The sequence below is a fragment of the Luteimonas marina genome (assembly GCF_007859325.1).
In the GTDB taxonomy this organism is placed as follows: Bacteria; Pseudomonadota; Gammaproteobacteria; order Xanthomonadales; family Xanthomonadaceae; genus Luteimonas; species Luteimonas marina.
Genome location: NZ_VOHK01000010.1, coordinates 1 through 20,085, shown reverse-complemented (window position 1 = coordinate 20,085; position 20,085 = coordinate 1). Strand labels below are relative to the sequence as shown.

Below are 20,085 nucleotides of genomic sequence, written 5' to 3'. Positions count from 1 at the left end.
CCGCCGGACGACGCGTCCCCGAAACGCACGACGGCCGCAGACTCGGTACGACTTCCCGGCCCCGGAACAATCGCGAATGCCGTCCGGTATTTGCCTGTCGCATCCCGCACTTCGCCGCCGCGCGGCAATCCCTCTGCTAGGCTTGCCGCATGACCGATACGCTCGCGACGTCGCACCCGGCGAACACCCCCAGCCTCCTGGCGAAACGCTTCCGCGGCTACCTGCCCGTGGTCGTCGACGTCGAGACCGGCGGCTTCGACTGGAACCGCCATGCGCTGCTCGAAATCGCGGTCGTGCCGATCGACGTCGGCGACGACAACGCCCTGGTGCTCGGCGAATCGGCGAGCGCGCACGTCGTGCCGGCGCCCGGCACCGACATCGACCCGCAGTCGCTGGAAGTAACCGGGATCGACCTCGACCATCCGTTCCGCTTCGCCAAGCCCGAGCGCGAGGCGCTGGAGCACGTCTTCGCCGCAGTGCGCACTGCGGTGAAGAAGCACGGCTGCCAGCGCGCGATCCTGGTCGGCCACAACGCGCACTTCGACCTGAACTTCGTCAACGCCGCGGTCGCGCGCAGCGGCCACAAGCGCAATCCGTTCCACCCGTTCAGCGTGTTCGACACGGTCACGTTGGCCGGCGTCGCCTACGGCCAGACCGTGCTCGCGCGCGCGGTGCAGGCCGCGGGCTTTTCCTGGAGCAGCGAGGACGCACATTCGGCGCTGTACGACGCCGAGCAGACCGCCAGGCTGTTCTGCACCGTTGTCAACGCCTGGCCCGCACCGAACCGCACCTGACCGCCGATCCCGGCTGCAGCGCACGCTGCGGACACCGCCGGTGTCCGCACGCCCGTGCGGCGCCTCGACCTGGACTGAACATCGCCTGTGTTCCACTGCCCTCGTCCGCAACGAGGAGACCAGTGCGATGCCGATCACCCGCGCGAAGGCGACCCAACTGCTCAACCAGAAGGAAATGGCGCTGTACGACGACAGCCGGATCAACGGCCTGCGGCAGCTCGATGCGAAAGCGCTGGCCTCGCGCGTCACCCGCGCACGCACCGCACGCGATCGTGCGCGCGACCTCGTGCAGAAGCACAAGCTGGCCTCGCGCGAGCGCACCGGCAGCAAGCGCGGCCGCAGCGGCGTTGCCAACCAGCGCAGCAAGGACAAGGCCGAGCTGCTGGCGGACATCCTCAAGCGCTTCGAGACCCGCCTGCGAGAGGTGGAACGGGAGGCGAAGGCCGCCGCGAAACGCGCCAAGGCTCCCGCGACGAAACGGACGACCACCCGAACGGCCACGACCGCGACGAAGCGGCCAACGCCCCGCCGGGCGGCACGCCGCGCCGGCGAGGACAAGGCGCCCCGCGCAGCGGCCACGAAGCGCGCAGGCGCGCGCAAGGCCACGTCCGCGAATACATCCGCCGGCAAGCCTGCCCGCAAGGCCGCACGCAAGCGCCGCATCACGCCGGAACAGGCGCTGGCGCAGACCCGCGCCCTGCTCGAAGCCAAGCATGCACGTGAACTCGAACCCAGGCCATGGGAGGCCACGCCGGGCAACGAACCGGGCGCGGGCGCGCCGGGCTACCAGTCCGACAGCGCCGCACGCCGCGCAAAGCGGCTGCACGCGGCGGAGGCGCGGATTCCTGCGATCCAGGGCAGCATCAGCACCCGCGACCGCATCAACCAGGGCAAGCGCGACCATCGCGGGCAGGACGGGGACTGAATCGCGCGTAGCGACGCCGCGACGCGACGGATCGCGTCAGCCCGGCGTCGCCAGCTTCAGCCCCACGATTCCGGCCACGATCAGCCCCAGACTGATCAATCGACCGGCGTTCGCCGGCTCCTGCAGCAGCACGATGCCGAGGATCGCGGTGCCGACCGCGCCCACGCCCACCCAGACCGCGTAGGCAGTGCCCACCGTCAGCGACTTCATCGCGATGCCCAGCAGCGACAGGCTGACGACCATCGCCGCGACGGTGCCGAGCGTCGGCCACAGGCGGGTGAAACCGTCGGTGTACTTGAGTCCGATCGCCCAGCCGATTTCGAACAGGCCCGCGAGGACGAGGATGATCCAGGGCATGTGCTTGACCTCCATCGATCGATGGGGTCGTCCCCGGAACTGGCGCGAGGCGCGGGGTCGTCCCCGCACCAAGTCATTGTCCCACGGGCGCCTGACCCGCGCGTAACCCGGCGACTCAACCGATGCCATTGCGCGGTGCACGCGCGAGGCGATACGCGCACACCAGCACCCAGCCCACCAGCAGGAAGAACAACGGTGCCCGGAACGCCTGCCACGCCGACGGCAACAGCGCCGCGGCGCCAACCAGCCCCAACAGCGCGCGCCAGCGTCCGCCCTGCGCTCCCGGTGCGAACGAGTGCAGGAACAGCGACAGCAGCAGCAGGCAGGCGCCCGTCAGGCCCAGCCAGTCCTGCCACCGCAGCGAGTCCAGCACCGCCATCGCCTTCCTCCGTCCTCTAGCCCATCCGCTGGCGCACCGCCTCGAACAGCGTCACGCCCGCGGCCACGGATACGTTCAGACTCTCCACGCCCGGCGAAGTTTCCACGCCCGGCATCGGGATCGACACCAGCTGGTCGCAGTGTTCACGGGTCAGCCGGCGCAGGCCATCGGCTTCGCCGCCCAGCACCAGCGCGACGTTGCCCTTGAGATCCAGCGCATAGAGCGACGCGCCCGCACCGCCAACGAGGCCGTAGATCCAGACGCCGAGCTTCTGCAACTCGGAAAGCGTGCGCGACAGGTTGGTCACGCGCACCACCGGCACGCTGTCGGCCGCACCCGCGGAGGTCTTGCGCACCGTGGCGTTGACCTGCACCGCCTTGTCCTTCGGGATCACCACCGCCGTGGCGCCGGCGGCGGCCGCGCTGCGCAGGCAGGCGCCGAGGTTGTGCGGATCCTGCACGCCGTCGAGCACCAGCAGCAGCGCCCTGCCCTGCGCCTGTTCGACCAGCGCTTCGAGATCGTGCTCATCCCAGGTCTTCGCCGCGGCGTAGCGCGCTGCCACACCCTGGTGGCGGGTGCCGCCGGAGACGCCGTCCAGCGCCTGCTGCGCGACCCGGCGCACCTCGATGTCGCGGCGGCGCGCCTGCTGCTCGATCTCGGCCAGCCGCGGATTCTTCGCGCCGGCCTCGACCAGCACCTCGCGCACGTGTTCGGCATCGTGCTCGACCGCCGAGGCGACCGCGTTGATGCCGACGATCCATTGGTTCTGTTTGGACATGTCGTTTCGTCAATCACCGTATCGGTCGTCATCCCGGCGAACGCCGGGATCCATTGTGCTGTTGCTGTTTCATTGAAGGGCAAGCGCAACGTCAACATGGATCCCGGCGTTCGCCGGGATGACGGGTGAACCGCTCAGTATTTCTGTTTACTGCGCTTCGCCGGCTGCCCGCGCGGCGGCGGCGCCTTCGCGCCGCGCTCCTCCGCCAGCCGGAAGTCGATCTTGCGCTCCTCCAGGCTGGCCTTGAGCACCACGATGCGCACGCGGTCGCCGAGGCGGAACTCGCGGCCCATGCGCTCGCCGGTGAGCGTCTTGCGCACCGGGTCGAAGTGGTAGAAGTCGTTGGGCAGCTGGGTGACGTGGACCAGGCCGTTGACCTTGGACTGGTCCAGCTCGACGAACAGGCCGAAGCTGGTCACCCCGCTGATCGTGCCGTCGAACTCGCCGCCGACGTGCTGCTCCATCCACGCCGCGCGGTAGCGCTCGTCGACCTCGCGCTCGGCCTCGTCGGCGCGGCGCTCGCGCTCGGAGCACTGCAGCGCCAGCGTCGCCATCTCGCGCGGCGTGTGGAAGCCGTCGCGCTTGCCGCGCGCCAGCGCGTGCTTGATCGCACGGTGCACGAGCAGGTCCGGATAGCGCCGGATCGGCGAGGTGAAATGCGCGTAGGCCTGCAGCGCGAGGCCGAAGTGGCCGATGTTCTCCGGCGAATACACGGCCTGGCTCTGGCTGCGCAGGATCACCGATTCGAGCAGGGTCGCGTCGGGGCGGTCGCGCACCTTCTTGAGCAGGCTGGCGAAATCCTTGGGCTGCAGCTTCGCCCACGGCGGCATGCGCAGCGCGAACTCCTTGAGGAATTCCAGCAGGTCGGCGTACTTGGATTCCGGCGGTTTGTCGTGGATGCGGTACGGTGCCGGGACCTTCGCCTCCAGCAGGAACTTCGCCGCCTCGACGTTGGCCGCGATCATGCACTCCTCGATCAGCTTGTGCGCGTCGTTGCGCACCAGCATCCCCGCCTGGGTAACTTCGCCGCGGTTGTCGAGCACGAAGCGCACTTCCGAGGACTCGAACTCGATCGCGCCGCGCTTCGCCCTCGCCTTCGCCAGCACCTGGTAGAGCTGGTGCAGGCGTTCGACCTGCGGCATCAGCGCGCCGACCTGCGCCTGCGCCTCCGCGTCGCCCTCGCCCACCGCCTTCCACACCTGGGTATAGGTCAGGCGCGCGTGCGAGCGCATCACCGCCTCGTAGAACTTCGACTTGACCACCTCGCCGTCGCGGTCGACCTGCATGTCGCAGGCAAAGCACAGGCGGTCGACCTTCGGGTTGAGCGAGCAGATGCCGTTGGACAGGGTCTCGGGCAGCATCGGCACGACGAAGCCGGGGAAATACACGCTGGTCGCGCGCAGTTGGGCCTCGTCGTCGAGCGGCGTGCCCGGGCGCACGTAGCTCGACACGTCGGCGATGGCGACGACCAGCCGGAAGCCGTTGCGGTTGGGCTCGCAGTACACCGCGTCGTCGAAGTCCTTCGCGTCCTCGCCGTCGATGGTGACCAGCGGCAGCGCGCGCAGGTCGACGCGCGCGGCCGCGGTCGCGGCATCGACCTCCAGCGGCACCGCCGAGGCCTCGGCCAGCACCGCGGGCGGGAACTCGTGCGGCAGCTCGTGACCGTGGATCGCCGCCTCCACCACCAGCGACGGCGTCAGCGCATCGCCCAGCACCGCCAGCACCTTGCCGATCGGCGGGCGGCGGTCTTCGGCGGGCGTGGTGATCTCGCAGACCACCAGTTGCCCGTGCTGCGCCTGCAGGCGCGCGTCGGACGGGATCTGGATGTTGCGCTGGATGCGGCGGTCGTCCGGCACCACGTAGCTGATGCCGGAGTCGACGGTGAAGCGACCGATCAGGCGGTTGAGCCGGCGCTCGAGCACCTCGACGATCACGCCCTCGCGACGGCCACGGCGATCGAGGCCGGTGACGCTGCCCATCACCCGGTCGCCGTGCATGGCCTTGCGCATTTCCGCCGGCGGCAGGAACAGGTCGTCGCCGACGCCGCTGTCGGGGCGCAGGAAGCCGAAGCCGTCCGGGTTTGCGATCACCGTGCCCGCGATCAGGTCCAGCTGCTCGGCCGGCACGTAGCCGCCACGGCGGTTCTGCAGCAACTGGCCGTCGCGGACCATCGCCGCCAGGCGCTTGGCCAGCGCTTCGGCGCGGTCGGGTGCGGTGAGGTCCAGGCGTTCGGCCAACGCCTGCCCGGTCAACGGACCATCGGCCGCCGCCAGCAGTTGCAGGATCGCCTCGCGGCTGGCGATCGGCTGCGCATAGCGCTCGGCCTCGCGCCGCGCATGGGGATCCTCGAACCCCCGCGACCGCGGCGGCGGACGCCCGCCCGCCTTCGCGCCGCCGGCCTTCCCCGCTGTTTGCGCGGGGAGATCCGGCAGCCAGCCCGGCAGCGCCGCCTTGCGCTTGCCGGTCGCCGACGCCCCCGGCTTGCCCTTGCCCGGAGCCGCCTTGCCACCCCGCCCCGGATTGCGGCCCGCGCCGCGCTTGCCTGTCGTTTTCGCCATCGGCGGCATGGTACACGGGGCGGCGTGTGCGCCCGGTACAAAAACGACGACGGAAAGACACGCGGCGGACACGTTGACTTTGCCGCCCCCGCACTGCAACATACGCGGCCCACCTGCCCGGGTGGCGGAATTGGTAGACGCACTAGTTTCAGGTACTAGCGGGTAAAACCGTGGAGGTTCGAGTCCTCTCCCGGGCACCACAGGGTCAGTCCGAAGACGTCCGAGAGCGTCCGGGGCAATTGAAAAACCCCGCAAATTGCGGGGTTTTTTGTTGTTTTTCCCAGCAGTTGCGGCCGACCCCGGACCGAAGCCGGCGGCGACCGCCGGGGCCTCGATGGCGACCCCTCGATGGCGGCCCGTTCCGGCGCGCACGACGCGGCACGAACCGAGGGGAGTCCCGGCAGCGACGGAGGCTTCCCTGCCGGACCGCCGACGGCGTCAGCGGGTGATGACGGGCGGAATTGCCCCGGCAGGCGCGTAGCGCTGCATGTGCTTCGGATACTTCACGCGCCGGGACAGCACGTAGCCGTCGCGACGATCCAGCAGGACGTCCAGCTTCATTCCCTGCGCATCGTAGCCCTTGACCTTGAGCGTCAGGTCCTTGATCTCGAGTTCGGTGATGTGCGGGACTTCCCTGGCTGCGATGCGTTCGAGCTGTTCGAACGAAAGGACCCGTACATTCGCGAACTGGTTTGCTGTCGCCGCACCGGGATGATGGCCCAATCCCTGGGCTGCGGTCGGTCCAGTACCGAGGCCGCCGGCAAGGACCAACACGGCGGTGATCGACAGCGACTTAAAACCGGTGTTCATGTCATTTCTCCTTGGGCATTCGCCAGATTCGGCACGGTTGTTGTACCGGACCCCGCCTGACATCCCACGCATCACTTCCGTCAGCTGGATGTCAGCTGCGCGACAAGGAACAACACGGGCTAGAACTTGTGCTCGAGGACCAGCTTGTAGGAGGTCTGGGACGGCCCGCGTTCGTTCGACAGCGTCCTTCCTATCAGCGCCTGCACTTCAAACACGGCATTGGGACGCCATTTCCCCGCCAGGTTCGCCCTGGAATGCACGCCCTGGTTTCCTCCGGCCGGCGCGTCGGCGAAGACATCCATGCCGACGACCCATCGTTCCGTCGGTTCGAACTCGACCAGCCCGCCGACCCCGACGAGCTGCTGCGTGCTCGACGCGCCGAAGACATGCGTGTAGCGCAGTTCGGCGGTATAGGTGACCCTTCCCGTCTTCTTCCCCGCTCGGATGGGAAGTTCGACCACGTACTTCCCACGCCCGATGCCGCTGGCCTCGTCTCCGACCGGAACGCTCAGCTTGGGCTCGAACAGCCAGGCGAGCCTGTCCGCCGATTGGGTGGCGATCTGGTACTTCAGCTTGAGGTCCAGGTCACGCCCGCCATGGCTTCTGTAGGACGCATGCTCGATCATGCCGTAGCCATAGCCGACTTCGACGGAAGTACGCTCGCTTAGCGGATGGGCATATCCGAAAACGGGCCACGCCCAAGCCTTCGACTCCCCGTTGTCGCGTAACGCGGCCTCGATCTTCACCTTGCGGGTCTTGTCGATCCCCAGGCCACCAACTTCCCAGGGGCCGGCGACGGCTTCGTGCATCGCAAGCATGCCGATCAGAGCAACTGCGATCGACATCCGCAAACGGGAATCGTCGATTGATTTCATTGCGTGGGATCCGTTGTTGAACTCACGGATCCTTCTAGCAACCGGCAACTGACATCCGGCTGATGCGCCGGGTCAGGTTCCGGAACATGCATTCGTCGCAACGGGCAGCAGCGCGCGTTGCCGGGCCATCCACCGTGCCGCAAAAGATCCGCATGCGTCGGAACCCGGCTTCATTTCCTGGCACGCATCGCGCTCTCGAAGCGATGCTGATAGCGCCGGGACTCTTCCTGGCGCATGGCCTGCTCCTGGCGCCGGCGCTGCTCCCTGATCTGGGCATCGACGGCAGCGACGGCGGTCATGTTGACGACGCGCCTGGGCGTGGCGCTGGTGGTCAGGATGTGCACCGGCCTGGACAGCCCCATCAGGATCGGGCCGATCGCCACGCCGTCGGTGACCACGCGGACCATGTTGTAGGCGATGTTGGCCGCATCGAGGTTGGGCATGACGAAGAGATTGGCACGCCCCTTCAGGCTGCTGCCGGGCATGATGCTTTCCCGCAGTACCTCGTCCCACGCGAGGTCACCCTGCATCTCGCCGTCGACGTTCAGGTCCGGCATGGCGTCGAGCAGCAGCTCCCGGACCCTCCTCATCTTCAGGGATCCCGCCGTCGCGTGCCCGCCGAAGTTCGAATGCGACAGCAGGGCGATCTTCGGCTCGACACCCAGCAGCTTCAGGCGATATGCGGCCTGCAGCGTCGCCTCGGCGATCTGTTCCGCGCTCGGGTCGTCATGGACATGGGTGTCCAGAAAGAAGCAGACGCCGTGGCCGTTGATCACGCCGGTCATGGCGGACGTGGACCGCACACCGGGATCGAGGGGAATGACGCTGCGCACGTAGCCGAGCTTCTTGTGGAAGCGACCGACCAGACCGGTGATCATCGCGTCGGCCTCGCCGCGGGCAACCATCACCGCCGCGATGAGCGTCGGGCGAGATCGCATCAGGTTCTTGGCGGCCGCCTGCGTGACGCCCCGCCGCGACGTCATGCCATGGTAGAACTGCCAGTAGTCGTTGAAGCGCGGGTCGTCGTTGACGTTGGTGACCTCGAAATCCTCGCCCATGCGCAGGCGCAGGCCCAGCCGCTGGATGCGCATCTCGATCACGTCCGGGCGGCCGATCAGGATCGGGAAGGCCAGGCCCTCGTCGACGATCGTCTGCACCGCGCGCAGCACGGTCTCCTCCTCGCCCTCGGCGTAGACCACGCGCTGGCGGTCGGCCTTGGCGCGGTCGTACACCGGCTTCATCACCAGGCCCGTGCGGTAGATGAACTGGCCCAGCTTCTCGCGGTAGCCGGCCATGTCCTCGATCGGCCGTGTCGCCACGCCCGAGTCCATCGCCGCCTGCGCCACGCACGGCGACAGCTGGGTCAGCAGCCGCGGGTCGAACGGGCGCGGGATGATGTACTCCGGGCCGAAGCTCGGGATCTCCTCGCCGTAGGCCGCGCCCAGGTCGCTGGCCTCGCTCTTGGCCAGCGCCGCGATCGCCTTCACGCAGGCCAGCTTCATCGCCTCGTTGATCCCGGTCGCGCCCACGTCCAGCGCGCCGCGGAAGATGTACGGGAAGCAGACCGCGTTGTTGACCTGGTTGGGGTAGTCCGAGCGCCCGGTGGCGATGATCACGTCCGGGCGCACCGCCTTCGCCTCCTCCGGCAGGATCTCCGGGTAGGGGTTGGCCAGGGCGAGGATGATCGGCCTGTCGGCCATCGTCGCGACCATCGCAGGCGTCAGGATGCCGCCGGCCGACAGGCCGAGGAAGATGTCGGCGCCGGCGACGATCTCGGCCAGCGTGCGCTGCTCGGTGTCGCGCGCGTAGCGGCGCTTGGCCTCGTCCAGGTCATCGCGCCCGGTGTGGATCACGCCGCCGCGGTCGAAGGCGGTGATGTGCTCGGGCTTGAGCCCCAGCGCCACCAGCATGTCCAGGCAGGCGATGCCGGCCGCGCCGGCGCCGGTGGTGGCCACGCGCACCTGCGCGATGTCCTTGCCGGCGATCTCCAGCGCGTTGGCCACCGCCGCGCCGACGATGATCGCGGTGCCGTGCTGGTCGTCGTGGAACACCGGGATGTTGAGCCGCTCGCGCAGCTTGCGCTCGACGATGAAGCACTCCGGCGCCTTGATGTCCTCGAGGTTGATGCCGCCGAAGGTCGGTTCGAGGCTGGCGATGATGTCGACCAGCCTGTCCGGGTCGCGCTCGTCGATCTCGATGTCGAACACGTCGATCCCGGCGAACTTCTGGAACAGCACGCCCTTGCCTTCCATCACCGGCTTGCCCGCCAGCGGGCCGATGTCGCCCAGGCCCAGCACCGCGGTGCCGTTGGAAATCACCGCCACCAGGTTGCCGCGCGCGGTGTACTCGCTGGCCTTGCTCGGGTCGGCCGCGATCTCCTCGCAGGCGTAGGCCACCCCCGGCGAGTACGCCAGCGCCAGGTCGCGCTGGGTCAGCATCGGCTTGGTCGCGACGACCTTGATCTTGCCCTTGGGCGCGAGGCGGTGGTAGTCGAGCGCGGCCTGGCGGAATTCCTGCGCGCTTTCGGTGCTGTTGGACGACTCGTCGGACATCGTGGGTGCCACTGCCTCACGTAGGATTCGAAGGGCATGACGGCCATGCCGGTTGGCCGCACTCACTTGCAGGTTGGATGAACACGCGCTGCAGTCCGATCACGCCGATCGTTGCCGGGCTGGCGCCCGCGCACGGTTCCGGAACGAATACACGATCGCCGGTAAGAAAACCCCCGCCACTTGCGGGGCGGGGGAAAGTGGGGAGAGAGCGGATCGAATCCTCGTCCGTCTGGTTACAGAACCGGCTTGGCGTAGGACTCGGTGAAGTCCCGACGCATCTTCTTCTTCTCCACGTTCAGGCGGGCCCACTCCGGATGGGTGCCCGACAGCAGCAGTGCCTTGTACGGATCCTTGACCGAAGCCTTGCGATCGAACTCGGACTGGCTGGCATACTCGGTCACCAGGAACGCGCGGGGATGCTCCAGGCCGCCCGTGGCTTCACGTTCCAGGTACATCGTGTAGCGGGTCATGATGCCAGAGTGATACTGGTTGTCCATGTTCGGATTGATGTAGTCCTCCGAGTAGATCCTGTACGCCTCAGGCGACACGAACGTCTCGTACTGGCTGACCACGTAGATCGATCGATTAGGATCGTTCTTCCTGCTGCGGCGCTCGGTGGTGACGTCGACGCGACTGGTGATCACGTCGGCGCCGAAATCGGACGCCGGACTGGCCTTCCACTGCTCGTAGGCCAATTCGCTCGGGAACTGCACGATCGCCAACTCGTCGAAGCCGGGACCGTAGCCTTCCTTCACTTCATGCTCGTACTCCTTCACTACGCGCACCTCGGAGGCGGCCCCGTCGTCCTGCAGCGCGCGCAAGCGCTGCGCGAAGTCGGCCGGCGCAGTCTTGCCCGGCGGCGACCACAAGATGACGTTGGCCGGCGTGGCGTCAGGTGCCTGGGCCGCCGTGGCCGCCGGCTGCGCCGCGCCCTGGTCTGGAGCCGGCACAGGCGCCTCCCTGTTGCCGCATGCGGCCATCGCCATGCATGCCAGCATGAGTCCGAACATCTTGTTCACGTTGTTTCCGGATTGAATTTTCATCGTCTTCTCCTCGCTGTATTGGTTGTTCATTCATACCGGGCCATACGGCCCTGACTCACGCCCTGCTCGTCAACGCGCGCTAATCAGTTCGTCGGGACGGCCAGCGTCCAGCTCTGGGTCACGCGCAGGGATTCCTTGAGGTCGGACTGGCGGGCGTATTCGGCATCGACGCGCGCGATGTCTTCGCTGAGCTTGGCCTTGATCGGCTCGGCATGCTGTTCGACGGCAGCGTCGGTGTACTCCAGCACGAGCAGAAGGCGACCGTCCTTGCCTTCCTCCAGGTACATCGCATAGCGCGTCAGGATATCGTTCTCGACCTGGGCATCGAGATACTTCTTCAGATACCCGTCCACCCACGCCTGGATATCCTTGCGCGATGACGTCGGCTTGTAATAGCTGATCTTGTACATGGGCGCGTTTGTCGGCACGCTTCCGCCCCTGGCGAGCACGTCGGCCGCGACAACCTGCAGGGACGCCGGCAGCACAGCCGCGCCGGACTTATTCCAGGCCTCCAGCTGCCTGGGCTCCTTGAAGTTGAGTACCGCCATGGACGCGAAGCCGGACGGCTTGTCCCGCTTCAGGCTGTCGACCCATACGACGTTCGACGCGCCGAGTTGCTGGCGCCAGTGGGCGACCTGTCCCGACAGCGCCGCGGGTTTCGCAGTGCCCTCGGGCACGACGACGATCATGTCGCTGGCCGAGCCGGCGGAAGCAGCACCCATGCCGGCAACGAACAATGCGGTGCCCATGAGCGCGGTGGAGATGAATCGTTTGATGCGGGCCTTGCTTGCCATGATTCGTAACCTCTGCGAAGTGGAACGCGGCAATTGCCGAAAGAAAATGCGTGGCGCCGGTAGACGGGGCCCGGCGCCACGCCAAGGGGGCTGCGAACCGGACGCTCAGGGCGCCGGCGGCGAAAGCAGCCACTGCAGGGTGGCGCCATACACCGCCAGGCCGTCTTCAGTCAGGTCGGGGAATCGCGGCGCATCGAGCGGGAACAGCACGCGACGCCCGGGCGCGACCATGTCATTGGCCATCGTCGCGCCCTTCTCGAAAGCGAACAGGGTGGCGTGCTCGGGCTGGTTGGGGATCGTGGCGATCACCTGCGCGCCAGCCGGCGGACGCGACCACGCCAGCACGCCGGGCGTCTTGTACAGCTTCAACTGGCCCGGCGGCAGGCCCGCGCCGATCGGATGGTACGAGCGCACCAGGTTCACGTAGTTTTCCGGCGGGTACAGGCTTTCCTTGTGGTCGTTGACGCCGTAATCGGTGTTGCGGCGACGGCTCACCATGCCGAGCGCGTCCACGGCCTTCGCTTCCAGCAGCAGGACCGGGATTTTCGCGTCGGCGTACTTGATGCCCAGCTTGTACTTGTTGGTGCTCGCCGAGACGATCACCAGATCCATGCCCTGGGCGCGACTGTCGGGCTCCATGTGGTCGGCCGTGCTCACGTCGAAGCCAAGCGACTTCAGCCAGGCCAGCTGGGCATGGTCGGAGGCCTCGTTTTCCGGCCACGGCAGGTCATAGCGGCGGACGAACAGCACCTTCTTGCCTCGCGCGAGACGTTCGAGCGCCGCCCGCTGCTGCTCGCGCGAGGCGGTGACGCGGGTCTGCGGCGGACTGACCGCCCAGCGCAGCGCAGCGTCGAACAGGCGTCGTCCACCGAACCACGCGAACTCCTTCGGATCCTTGGCGGCCGGTCCCTGGGCGTCGGACAGGATCGACCAGCTGTTGTGGCCGAGGAACAGGCCCACACGGCGTGCCGGCGCCACCGCCTCGCCGATCATCAGCGCATCGCGTTCGTAGGAGAAGACCGCGGCCTGGTCGAGATCGCCGCCGAACACCACCGCGATGTCGGCGCCACGGCTCGGCTTTCCCCAGCTCGGATCGGTCACGCCGCCGCTGAACAGCAGCGGGGCAAACATGCCGTGCGGAAGCTTCGCGGCCTTCAGGATCGCGTTGGTCGAACTGGTGGCGTGCGCGTAGTAGTCGGCGTGGTTCTCGTTGTGGAACGGCTTCTCGCGCACGACCGAGAAGTCCTCGTGCAGCTTGTCGCCGGTCATGCCCAGCAACGGGAAGCTGTAGGCGCTCCACGTCACCACCGGCACCTTCGCATCCCGGTACCTGGTGCCCAATTCGCGGGCGTTGACCGTGGACGAGATCAGGATGAGATCCTTGCCCGAGGCCGCGGTGGCGGGATCGGTCGCGGCGGCCATCGTGACCCTGGCGCCCAGCGTCCCCAGGTGGTCGCGGATCAGGGGATCGTCGTTTGGCACGCCCTTGCCGGTCTGCCCGACCACGAACAGCACCTGCTTGCCCTGCAGCGCATCGTCGCGCACGGCTTCCTGGGCAATCGCCGGCGCGGCCACCACGCAGAAGGCGACCAACACGAAATAGCGGAGAGTCTTGAACATGGGAAAGTCTCGATATGCGTTCACTTGCAGATCACCTGGATGCCGTTGGGTCCCGCGACGAAGGCGCGGCCGGTCTTCTCGTCGAAAGCCGCGGCCGTGCCGCCTGCCGCCTTCGGCACGCTGGCCTCGAGGGTCGCCGTCAGCTTCGCGTTCTGCACCACGTCCAGCGTGCCGTCCGCATTGGGCATGAACAGACGCACCAGGCGCGCGGGCGCGTACTGGATGGCGATACCGGCGGCACCGGTACCCTCGGTGTCGACCACGCTCAACATCTGACCCGGATCCGGATCGACCACGACCATCTTGCTGTTGCCCGTGGCGACATAAATGCGACGCTCTTTCACGTCATTGACCAGAGCGGTGGGCGCCTTGCCCGGCCACACCGAAATCACGCCCAGCGAAGTCAACGAAGCCGTGTCGACCACGTGCAGCAAATCCCTCGCCTCGTCAGCAACGAACAGGTTGCCGCGGCCATCGGCGGATGCCTGGCGCAGCCGTCCGCCAAGCGCAAGCGACCCCTTGGCCGCACCGCTCTTCGCGTCGATCACTGCAAGCCGGCCGTCGCCCGCGTTGGAGACATAGACAGCACCGGCGCGCGGGTCGTACTCGAGTTCACGCGGCTGTTTGCCGCCGGACGACACGGTCTTCACGACGGCCAACGTGTCCAGGTCGAAGATCACGACCGAGCTGCGGTCCACGCTGGTGGCGTAACCGCGACGCAGGTCGGGCGCCAACGCCAGACCACCGACGTTGCCGTCGACGGCGGCCGACCCGGTCTTCGAGCCACTGTCGATATCAAAGACGTCCACTCCGCCCTGCCGTCCCGCATAAAGGCGTCGTGCCTGGGCATCGACCGCGAGCGCTTGCGCCGGGCCCGCGCCCTGCAAGGTGGAAACAACCTTGTAGTCCTGCGCCGATACGGTGGCGGGAACGCACGCCGCTGCAAGCACCAGCGACGTCAGTACAGCATGTATCGCTCTCATGGTAGATCCTGTGATGATCATGGTCCAAGCCGATTGGGGGAGGGAGCGGCAATCAGTCGCCCAGCGTCTGGCGACCGGGCGCGGCCTGCGATTCGCGCAGCGGCAGGAAGATCCCGTGCTCGCGGACGACCTCCTGCCCTTCCCTGCTCAGCAGGAAGCGCACGAACTCGGCAAGCGCGGGCGGAAGCGGCTTGCCCGGAGCCTTGTTGACGTTGAAGTACACCAATCGCGTCAGCGGGTATGTCGCGAGCGCGACGTTCTCGTAGGTCGGCGCCACCGCGGCACTTCCCGCAACTTCGACCAGAGGAAGCATCCGCACCGGGGCATCGATGTAGGCCAGGCCGGAATAGCCCAGGGCGTAACGGTCCCCGGCCACGTTCCCCGCCAGCGGGAAGACGACCTTCTCGAAATGGATGTCGTCGCGCCACTCGCCGCGCCGGCCGTCCTTGTCCAGGATCTTCTGCCGGATGAACTCCTCGAACCCGTTCCAGGGCTTGATGCCGTGGACGGCGATCTTCTTGTCCGCCCATTCGCCCGTCAGGCCGAGCTGGCCCCAGGTCGTGATCGCATCACCGCCCCGGTGGCGCGTGCTCGAGTAGATCGCATCGATCTGCTCATAGCTGAGCTGCCGGATCGGGTTGTCCGGGTGCACGAAGAAGCCCATCGCGTCCAGGAACCCGAAATGCCGATAGCTGCCACCGGAAATCGGGATGCTCGTCGGCGCGTATCCGAATCGCGCATCGAACTCGACCAGGTCTTCCGGCTTGAGTTCACGTGAGACGAATACGAAGTCCACCGATTCCTTGATGAGCTCCTTCGTTCCCAGGCTGCCGGCGAACGGCGGTTCGATGCTCAGCCTGACGTCGGGGTGGTAACGCGCGAATCGCTCGAACCACATGCCGACCAGCCCGACCAGCACATCGGAAGATCCGCCGGCAAACGTCCCGGACAGGCGCACGCCCGGCGTCGGCACGTAGGCCGGAAGCTGCCGGTCGATCGTCGGCTGCAGCAGCTCCGGCGTCGGCGTCCGCCGCCCCTGGCGGCGTCCGGCTTCCTTCTCTTCCTCGGTCTGGGGAAGGTTCGATGGCAGGGCCGGCGCCGACCACTCGACGAGGCCGGGGGTGTGCGGGCGGGACTTCCCCGCGTGCGCATCGCTGCCGGCGGCATGGACATTCGCGCCCGCGAACGCCAGGCACGCCAGCATCAGCGACCTGAAGATGGAGCGACGGCTCACCACAGCGGAATCCTCACGGACAGGGTGACGGTGCGCGGCATGCCCGGCACGACACCGATCTCGTTGGTGGTCGAGTTGACACCCTCGTAGTAGCGCTTGTCGAAGAGGTTGCCGGCCTTCAGCGTCACGTCGTAGCGATCGGCGATGCGGTAGTAGAGCGCCAGATCGGCCACGACGTACGACGGCAGGATCAGCACCCGCGGATCGTTGGCGCTGGGCAGGCTGCCGGCGACCTCGCTGTTGTAGGCCACGCCGGCGCCGATGCCGAAGTTGCGCAAGACGCCTTCGGTGAAGTCGTAGCGCGCCCAGAGGTTGGCCGACTTCAGCGACGAGTTGGTCAGCTGCGCACCCAGCAGCGGGGCGTTGCCGGCCGCAAAGGTTTCGGACACGTAGGCATCGGTGTAGGCGATGCCGCCGATCAGCTGGAAGTTCTCATTGACCTGGTAGTTGACCTCCAGTTCCCCGCCCTTGGAACGCTCGCCCCCCACCTGCTGCGAACAGTTGCCCAAGACCCCCGCGTTGCACGCGATCGCGGCAATCGTGTTGCTCTTCTCGATGTCGAACAGGGCCAGGGTCGTGGTCAGGCGGTTGTCCAGCAGCTCGGCCTTGGCGCCGATCTCGTACTGGCGACCTTCCTGCGGGTCGAACGGATTGGGGTTGCCTGCCGCATCCTGGACGCCCGCAGCCTGCGGGATATAGGAGGTCGCATAGCTGGCATACAGGGTCAGCTGCGGGACCGGGTTGAACAACAGGCCGGCCGTCGGCAGTACCGCGGTCGACGAAGTCTTTCTCACGACATGGGGTGGATTGAACTTGTCCTGCGTGCGCTGCTTCTCGTCCGCGTAGCGCAGGCCGAGGTTGAGCTTCCACTTCTCGGACAGGCTCATCAAGTCGGAGACGTAGACGCCCTTGGAGGTGTTGATGGTATTGCGGTGCTTCTGCGGGCCGGTCGCGGTCGGGTAGCTGCCCAGCGGCCCCACCACGCCCAGTACCGGGTTGTAGATGTTGACGTTGCAGGGATCGGTGGCCACGGCCGGGCAGTCGAAGAAGCGGATGCGCTCGAAGTCGGTCTCGTCGACGCCGTAGGTCGCACCGACGATGAACTTGTGCTCCACCGACCCGGTATTGAACACCTGCGAGAAGTTGCTGTCGATGTAATCGTAGTTGCGCTCGTTGGCCTGCTCGCGCGCGCGGCGACGCAGGGTCACGCCATCCGCCAGGACGCTGACGTTGTCGAAGCCCTGCGCGTAGTCCTCGCCGCGGACGCTGCGCGCGGCCAGGTTGAAGATGGCACCGTTCTCGAAGTAGTGCGACAGCGTGACCGTGCCGGAGTACGCCTCCTCTTCCGCGGTGTCGCCCACCTCCTGGTAACGGGTGCGGATGTCGGCGATCAGCCTGGCATCCTTGTTCGGCGCCACCAGCAGGTTGTTGTCGTAGGAGTTCTCGCGCTTGCGGTATTCGAACGCGGCGGTGATCTGGGTCGCGTCTGTCAGGTGCCAGGCCAGGCTGGGGGCGATGTAGTGGCCCTGGTCCCAGCTGTTGTGGCGGAAGCCGTCCTTGTCATTGTATTCGGCCACAAGGCGATACAGCAGGCGCCCCTCTTGATCGATCGGTCCAGTGAAGTCGGCAGCAATGTTGTAGCCGTTGCGATCTCCAAATGACCAACCCGCACCAGAGAACGTCGAGGCACGGATGTCGAGCAGCGCGGCCGACTTGGCCCTGGGCTTCTTGGTGATGATGTTGACGAAACCGCCTGGCTGCGCGGCGCCGTACAGGATCGACGCAGGGCCCTTGACCACTTCGACGCTTTCAGCGGCGATCGTCGGCGGCGAGCCGAAGCGGCCGGCCACGCCCGGCATGCCGTCGATCATGATCGCGTTCTTGTCGGCCTGCGTGGTCTTGAAGCCACGGATGGAAATGTCGTAGCCGGTGTTGCCGCCGCGGCGGACGCCTGTCATGTAGTTGTACAGGTCGGCGACGTTCGTGGTCTCGATCGCCTTCATGAACGCATCGCCATAGGCTGCCACGGAGTACGGCGTCTCCATGACCGTCAGATCCTGTTTCATGGCGCTCTTGGCGCCATGGGCGATGAACTTGGCTTGCACCTTGACCGAATCCAGGGTGGTCGCGACGTCCTGTCCGGACGCGGCATCCTCGTCGCTTGCATCCTGCGCCTGGACGCCCTGCATCAGACTCATCAGTACGGCGGCGGTAAGCAGATTCTTGCGGATCATGATCTCCCCTCCCAAGGTGATCGAGAACAAAGATTGGCTATGGACGTTCGTGAACTGCCGTCCTGGCGAGAGTGTTGCTTCAGGTTGCCGTGCTCAGCGCACGAGCGGAAAAACGGCACACGCCATGGCGGTCGCCATCATCAGCAGGCAGATCAGCACCGCCCACTTCAGCGTGAACTTCTGGTGGTCACCGAACTCCACACCGGCCAGGCCGACCAGCAGGTAGGTCGAAGGCACCAGTGGACTGAGCAGGTGGACCGGTTGGCCGATCAGCGACGCCCGTGCCATCTCGACTGGCGTGATGCCGTAGGCCTCGGCGGCCTGGGAAACGATCGGCAGCACACCGTAGTAGAAGGCGTCGTTCGAAATGAAGAAGGTGAACGGCATGCTCGCCAGCGCCGTGATGGAGGCAAGGTACGGCCCCCAGGTATCGGGAATAACCGCGAGGAAGCTGCCTGACATGGCGTCGACCATTCCGGTACCGGAAAGAATGCCGGTGAATACACCTGCTGCGAAGATCACCGCCACCACCGGCAGTGCGTTCTTTGCGTGCTCGGAGACGCGCTCGCGCTGCAGCTTCACGCACGGATAGTTGATTACGACCGCGATCGAGAAGGCGACCATGAACAGCACCGACAGCGGCAGCACGCCCAGCACCAGGCACACCATCAGCGCCGCGGTCAGCAGTGCATTGACCCATAGCAGGCGCGGCCGCTTCAGGGCCAGGTGTTCGCCGTCGTCGGACGGCAACAGCGCGCTGTCCTGGATCTCCGGCGAACCGTGCAGGTCGATGGTGCCGACGCGCAGTCTTTCGCGCTTGCCAAGCACGTACGCCAGGCCGATCACGCCTACCACGCCCACGACCATCGCCGGGATCATCGGCACGAATACGTCCGACGGATCGACGTGCAGGGCGCTGGCGGCGCGCGCGAGCGGACCTCCCCAGGGCGTGAGGTTCATCACGCCACCGGCCAGGATAGTCACGCAGGTCAGGTTCAGCGCATCCATGCCCAGGCGGCGATACAGGGGCAGCATCGCGGCGACCGTGATCATATAGGTAGTGGAACCATCGCCATCGAGCGACACGAAGGCGGCCAGGATGGCGGTGCCGACGACGACCTTGAGCGGGTCACCACCCACAGCCTTGACGATCCGGCGGATCACGGGATCGAACAGGCCGGCGTCGATCATGATGCCGAAGTAGAGGATGGCGAACATCAGCATCACGCCGGTGGGCGCCAGCGTCTTGATGCCTTCCAGCATCATCTTGCCCAGCTCCGGCCCGCCGAAGCCGCCGACGAGCGCAAACAGGATCGGGATCGTGATCAGCGCAACGAGGGGCGAAAGTCGCTTCGTCATGATCAGCGTCATGAAGACGATCACCATTCCAAAACCGAGCAAGGTCAGCACTGTCCGCTCCTCATGCCATCTCCAGGGATCGATGCACCTCGACGGGAATCCGTCCTGTCGCCCCTTGAAACTCCCCGGGGGCACGCGGGTGCGGACGAATACTAGGCATGCGTTGCTGTCGATCACCTGACATTGCAGTGCAGCATTTTTCGGAATGAACCACCGTTTCCGACGGCGCGCGAGTCGCCCATCGCGTCGCCATTCCGATTGCCGAACGACTGTCGTTACGTGACACCAGACCCATCTAATGATCCGGTGCGAAGACGAGTTCCGGGATTCCGGGCTTCGTCTGGATGTCTCGAGATGAACGGTGCGGCCCGAGAACAACCTGACGACTCGCCATCGTTCATCACCATCAGGAACAACGGGAGTTCTTCACAGCCATGAGCAGCCCTTCCCACACGTCCATCCTCGTTCTCACGTCGCTCGTCGTCACTTGTTTTGGACCGCCCAAGGTTTCATAGACACTCATCGGCCGCTTTGCGCGTAGCGCCTTTCGAACTCTACCGGTGAGACGTCGCCGGCGGAACCATGGCGACGCACCGGGTTGTAGAACATCTCGATGTAGTCGAACACGTCCGAGGTTGCGGCGGCCCGGGTCGGATAGATTCTCCGCTTGATCCGCTCCTTCTTCAGGACGCTGAAGAAGCTCTCGGCCACCGCGTTGTCGTGGCAGTTGCCGCGACGGCTCATGCTCGGAACCATCCGATGCGCCTTCAGGAACGACTGCCAGTCGCTG

17 protein-coding genes and 1 tRNA gene are annotated in these 20,085 nt (G+C 66.5%); 3 read left to right on the top strand and 15 right to left on the bottom strand.

Features of this window, described 5'->3' with window-relative positions; genetic code table 11:
- Window positions 1-149 precede the first annotated feature (149 nt).
- Together rnt and FQY83_RS16975 are read left to right on the top strand one after the other, a co-directional pair.
- Window positions 150-794, top strand: a complete 645-nt coding sequence (gene rnt / locus FQY83_RS16980) for a ribonuclease T (protein ID WP_146389349.1) — start codon at window positions 150-152, stop codon at window positions 792-794.
- Between the two features lie 127 nt (window positions 795-921).
- Window positions 922-1,719 (top strand): hypothetical protein, encoded by a 798-nt coding sequence (locus FQY83_RS16975; RefSeq protein WP_146389347.1) that lies wholly within the window; start codon window positions 922-924, stop codon window positions 1,717-1,719.
- Window positions 1,720-1,755: 36 nt separating this feature from the next.
- Here the strand turns inward: FQY83_RS16975 and sugE are convergent, their stop codons facing one another.
- The 4 genes from sugE to rnr all read right to left on the bottom strand — a co-directional run bounded on the left by sugE (window position 1,756) and on the right by rnr (window position 5,791).
- Entirely contained in the window at window positions 1,756-2,076 is a 321-nt protein-coding gene (gene sugE, locus FQY83_RS16970; protein WP_146389345.1) for a quaternary ammonium compound efflux SMR transporter SugE, read from the bottom strand.
- A gap of 115 nt (window positions 2,077-2,191) precedes the next feature.
- Complete coding sequence (locus FQY83_RS16965) at window positions 2,192-2,455, bottom strand: CBU_0592 family membrane protein (protein WP_146389343.1); 264 nt, start codon at window positions 2,453-2,455, stop codon at window positions 2,192-2,194.
- A gap of 16 nt (window positions 2,456-2,471) precedes the next feature.
- Complete coding sequence (gene rlmB, locus FQY83_RS16960) at window positions 2,472-3,233, bottom strand: 23S rRNA (guanosine(2251)-2'-O)-methyltransferase RlmB (RefSeq protein ID WP_146389341.1); 762 nt, start codon at window positions 3,231-3,233, stop codon at window positions 2,472-2,474.
- A gap of 134 nt (window positions 3,234-3,367) precedes the next feature.
- Window positions 3,368-5,791, bottom strand: coding sequence for a ribonuclease R (rnr, locus tag FQY83_RS16955; RefSeq protein WP_146389339.1), 2,424 nt, complete (start codon window positions 5,789-5,791; stop codon window positions 3,368-3,370).
- A 115-nt stretch (window positions 5,792-5,906) separates the two neighbouring features.
- On the opposite strand from rnr, the gene FQY83_RS16950 reads away from it, so the two are divergent.
- Window positions 5,907-5,991: transfer RNA gene (locus tag FQY83_RS16950), tRNA-Leu, on the top strand.
- A gap of 238 nt (window positions 5,992-6,229) precedes the next feature.
- Here the strand turns inward: FQY83_RS16950 and FQY83_RS16945 are convergent.
- The 11 genes from FQY83_RS16945 to FQY83_RS16895 all read right to left on the bottom strand — a co-directional run.
- Entirely contained in the window at window positions 6,230-6,601 is a 372-nt protein-coding gene (locus FQY83_RS16945) for a hypothetical protein (RefSeq protein ID WP_146389336.1), read from the bottom strand.
- A gap of 119 nt (window positions 6,602-6,720) precedes the next feature.
- Window positions 6,721-7,476, bottom strand: coding sequence for a hypothetical protein (locus FQY83_RS16940; protein WP_146389334.1), 756 nt, complete (start codon window positions 7,474-7,476; stop codon window positions 6,721-6,723).
- A 170-nt stretch (window positions 7,477-7,646) separates the two neighbouring features.
- Window positions 7,647-10,028: an NADP-dependent malic enzyme gene (locus FQY83_RS16935; RefSeq protein ID WP_146389332.1), complete on the bottom strand. Its 2,382-nt coding sequence runs from the start codon at window positions 10,026-10,028 to the stop codon at window positions 7,647-7,649.
- Between the two features lie 233 nt (window positions 10,029-10,261).
- Window positions 10,262-11,101, bottom strand: coding sequence for a hypothetical protein (locus FQY83_RS16930; protein ID WP_146389331.1), 840 nt, complete (start codon window positions 11,099-11,101; stop codon window positions 10,262-10,264).
- 53 nt (window positions 11,102-11,154) lie between these two features.
- On the bottom strand, window positions 11,155-11,865 hold the full coding sequence (locus FQY83_RS16925; protein ID WP_146389329.1) for a hypothetical protein: 711 nt from the start codon (window positions 11,863-11,865) through the stop codon (window positions 11,155-11,157).
- Between the two features lie 105 nt (window positions 11,866-11,970).
- Window positions 11,971-13,485 carry a hypothetical protein gene (locus tag FQY83_RS16920; RefSeq protein WP_146389327.1) on the bottom strand — a complete coding sequence of 505 codons (1,515 nt, stop codon included), beginning with the start codon at window positions 13,483-13,485 and terminating at the stop codon, window positions 11,971-11,973.
- 20 nt (window positions 13,486-13,505) lie between these two features.
- On the bottom strand, window positions 13,506-14,468 hold the full coding sequence (locus FQY83_RS16915; protein WP_146389325.1) for a YncE family protein: 963 nt from the start codon (window positions 14,466-14,468) through the stop codon (window positions 13,506-13,508).
- A 52-nt stretch (window positions 14,469-14,520) separates the two neighbouring features.
- Window positions 14,521-15,702: a PstS family phosphate ABC transporter substrate-binding protein gene (locus FQY83_RS16910; protein ID WP_238333539.1), complete on the bottom strand. Its 1,182-nt coding sequence runs from the start codon at window positions 15,700-15,702 to the stop codon at window positions 14,521-14,523.
- The gene (locus FQY83_RS16905) at window positions 15,699-17,936 is read right to left on the bottom strand and encodes a TonB-dependent siderophore receptor (RefSeq protein ID WP_146389323.1); all 2,238 of its coding nucleotides are present in this window, start codon (window positions 17,934-17,936) and stop codon (window positions 15,699-15,701) included. The genes FQY83_RS16910 and FQY83_RS16905 overlap by 4 nt, the downstream gene beginning before the upstream one ends.
- Before the next feature lie 93 nt (window positions 17,937-18,029).
- Window positions 18,030-19,346, bottom strand: coding sequence for a CitMHS family transporter (locus tag FQY83_RS16900; protein WP_146389321.1), 1,317 nt, complete (start codon window positions 19,344-19,346; stop codon window positions 18,030-18,032).
- A gap of 468 nt (window positions 19,347-19,814) precedes the next feature.
- Window positions 19,815-20,085, bottom strand: a 271-nt coding sequence (locus tag FQY83_RS16895; protein ID WP_146389319.1) for an IS3 family transposase, incomplete at its 5' end; no start/stop codon positions are given.

Excerpts from the sequence above, each read along its gene's own strand:
- FQY83_RS16940 (WP_146389334.1), bottom strand. The coding sequence starts at position 7,476 with ATGAAATCAATCGACGATTCCCGTTTGCGGATGTCGATCGCAGTTGCT.
- FQY83_RS16920 (WP_146389327.1), bottom strand. The coding sequence starts at position 13,485 with ATGTTCAAGACTCTCCGCTATTTCGTGTTGGTCGCCTTCTGCGTGGTG.
- FQY83_RS16930 (WP_146389331.1), bottom strand. The coding sequence starts at position 11,101 with ATGAACAACCAATACAGCGAGGAGAAGACGATGAAAATTCAATCCGGA.
- FQY83_RS16965 (WP_146389343.1), bottom strand. The coding sequence starts at position 2,455 with ATGGCGGTGCTGGACTCGCTGCGGTGGCAGGACTGGCTGGGCCTGACG.
- FQY83_RS16975 (WP_146389347.1), top strand. The coding sequence starts at position 922 with ATGCCGATCACCCGCGCGAAGGCGACCCAACTGCTCAACCAGAAGGAA.
- FQY83_RS16945 (WP_146389336.1), bottom strand. The coding sequence starts at position 6,601 with ATGAACACCGGTTTTAAGTCGCTGTCGATCACCGCCGTGTTGGTCCTT.
- rnt (WP_146389349.1), top strand. The coding sequence starts at position 150 with ATGACCGATACGCTCGCGACGTCGCACCCGGCGAACACCCCCAGCCTC.
- sugE (WP_146389345.1), bottom strand. The coding sequence starts at position 2,076 with ATGCCCTGGATCATCCTCGTCCTCGCGGGCCTGTTCGAAATCGGCTGG.
- rlmB (WP_146389341.1), bottom strand. The coding sequence starts at position 3,233 with ATGTCCAAACAGAACCAATGGATCGTCGGCATCAACGCGGTCGCCTCG.
- rnr (WP_146389339.1), bottom strand. The coding sequence starts at position 5,791 with ATGGCGAAAACGACAGGCAAGCGCGGCGCGGGCCGCAATCCGGGGCGG.
- FQY83_RS16905 (WP_146389323.1), bottom strand. The coding sequence starts at position 17,936 with ATGATCCGCAAGAATCTGCTTACCGCCGCCGTACTGATGAGTCTGATG.
- FQY83_RS16935 (WP_146389332.1), bottom strand. The coding sequence starts at position 10,028 with ATGTCCGACGAGTCGTCCAACAGCACCGAAAGCGCGCAGGAATTCCGC.
- FQY83_RS16925 (WP_146389329.1), bottom strand. The coding sequence starts at position 11,865 with ATGGCAAGCAAGGCCCGCATCAAACGATTCATCTCCACCGCGCTCATG.
- FQY83_RS16915 (WP_146389325.1), bottom strand. The coding sequence starts at position 14,468 with ATGAGAGCGATACATGCTGTACTGACGTCGCTGGTGCTTGCAGCGGCG.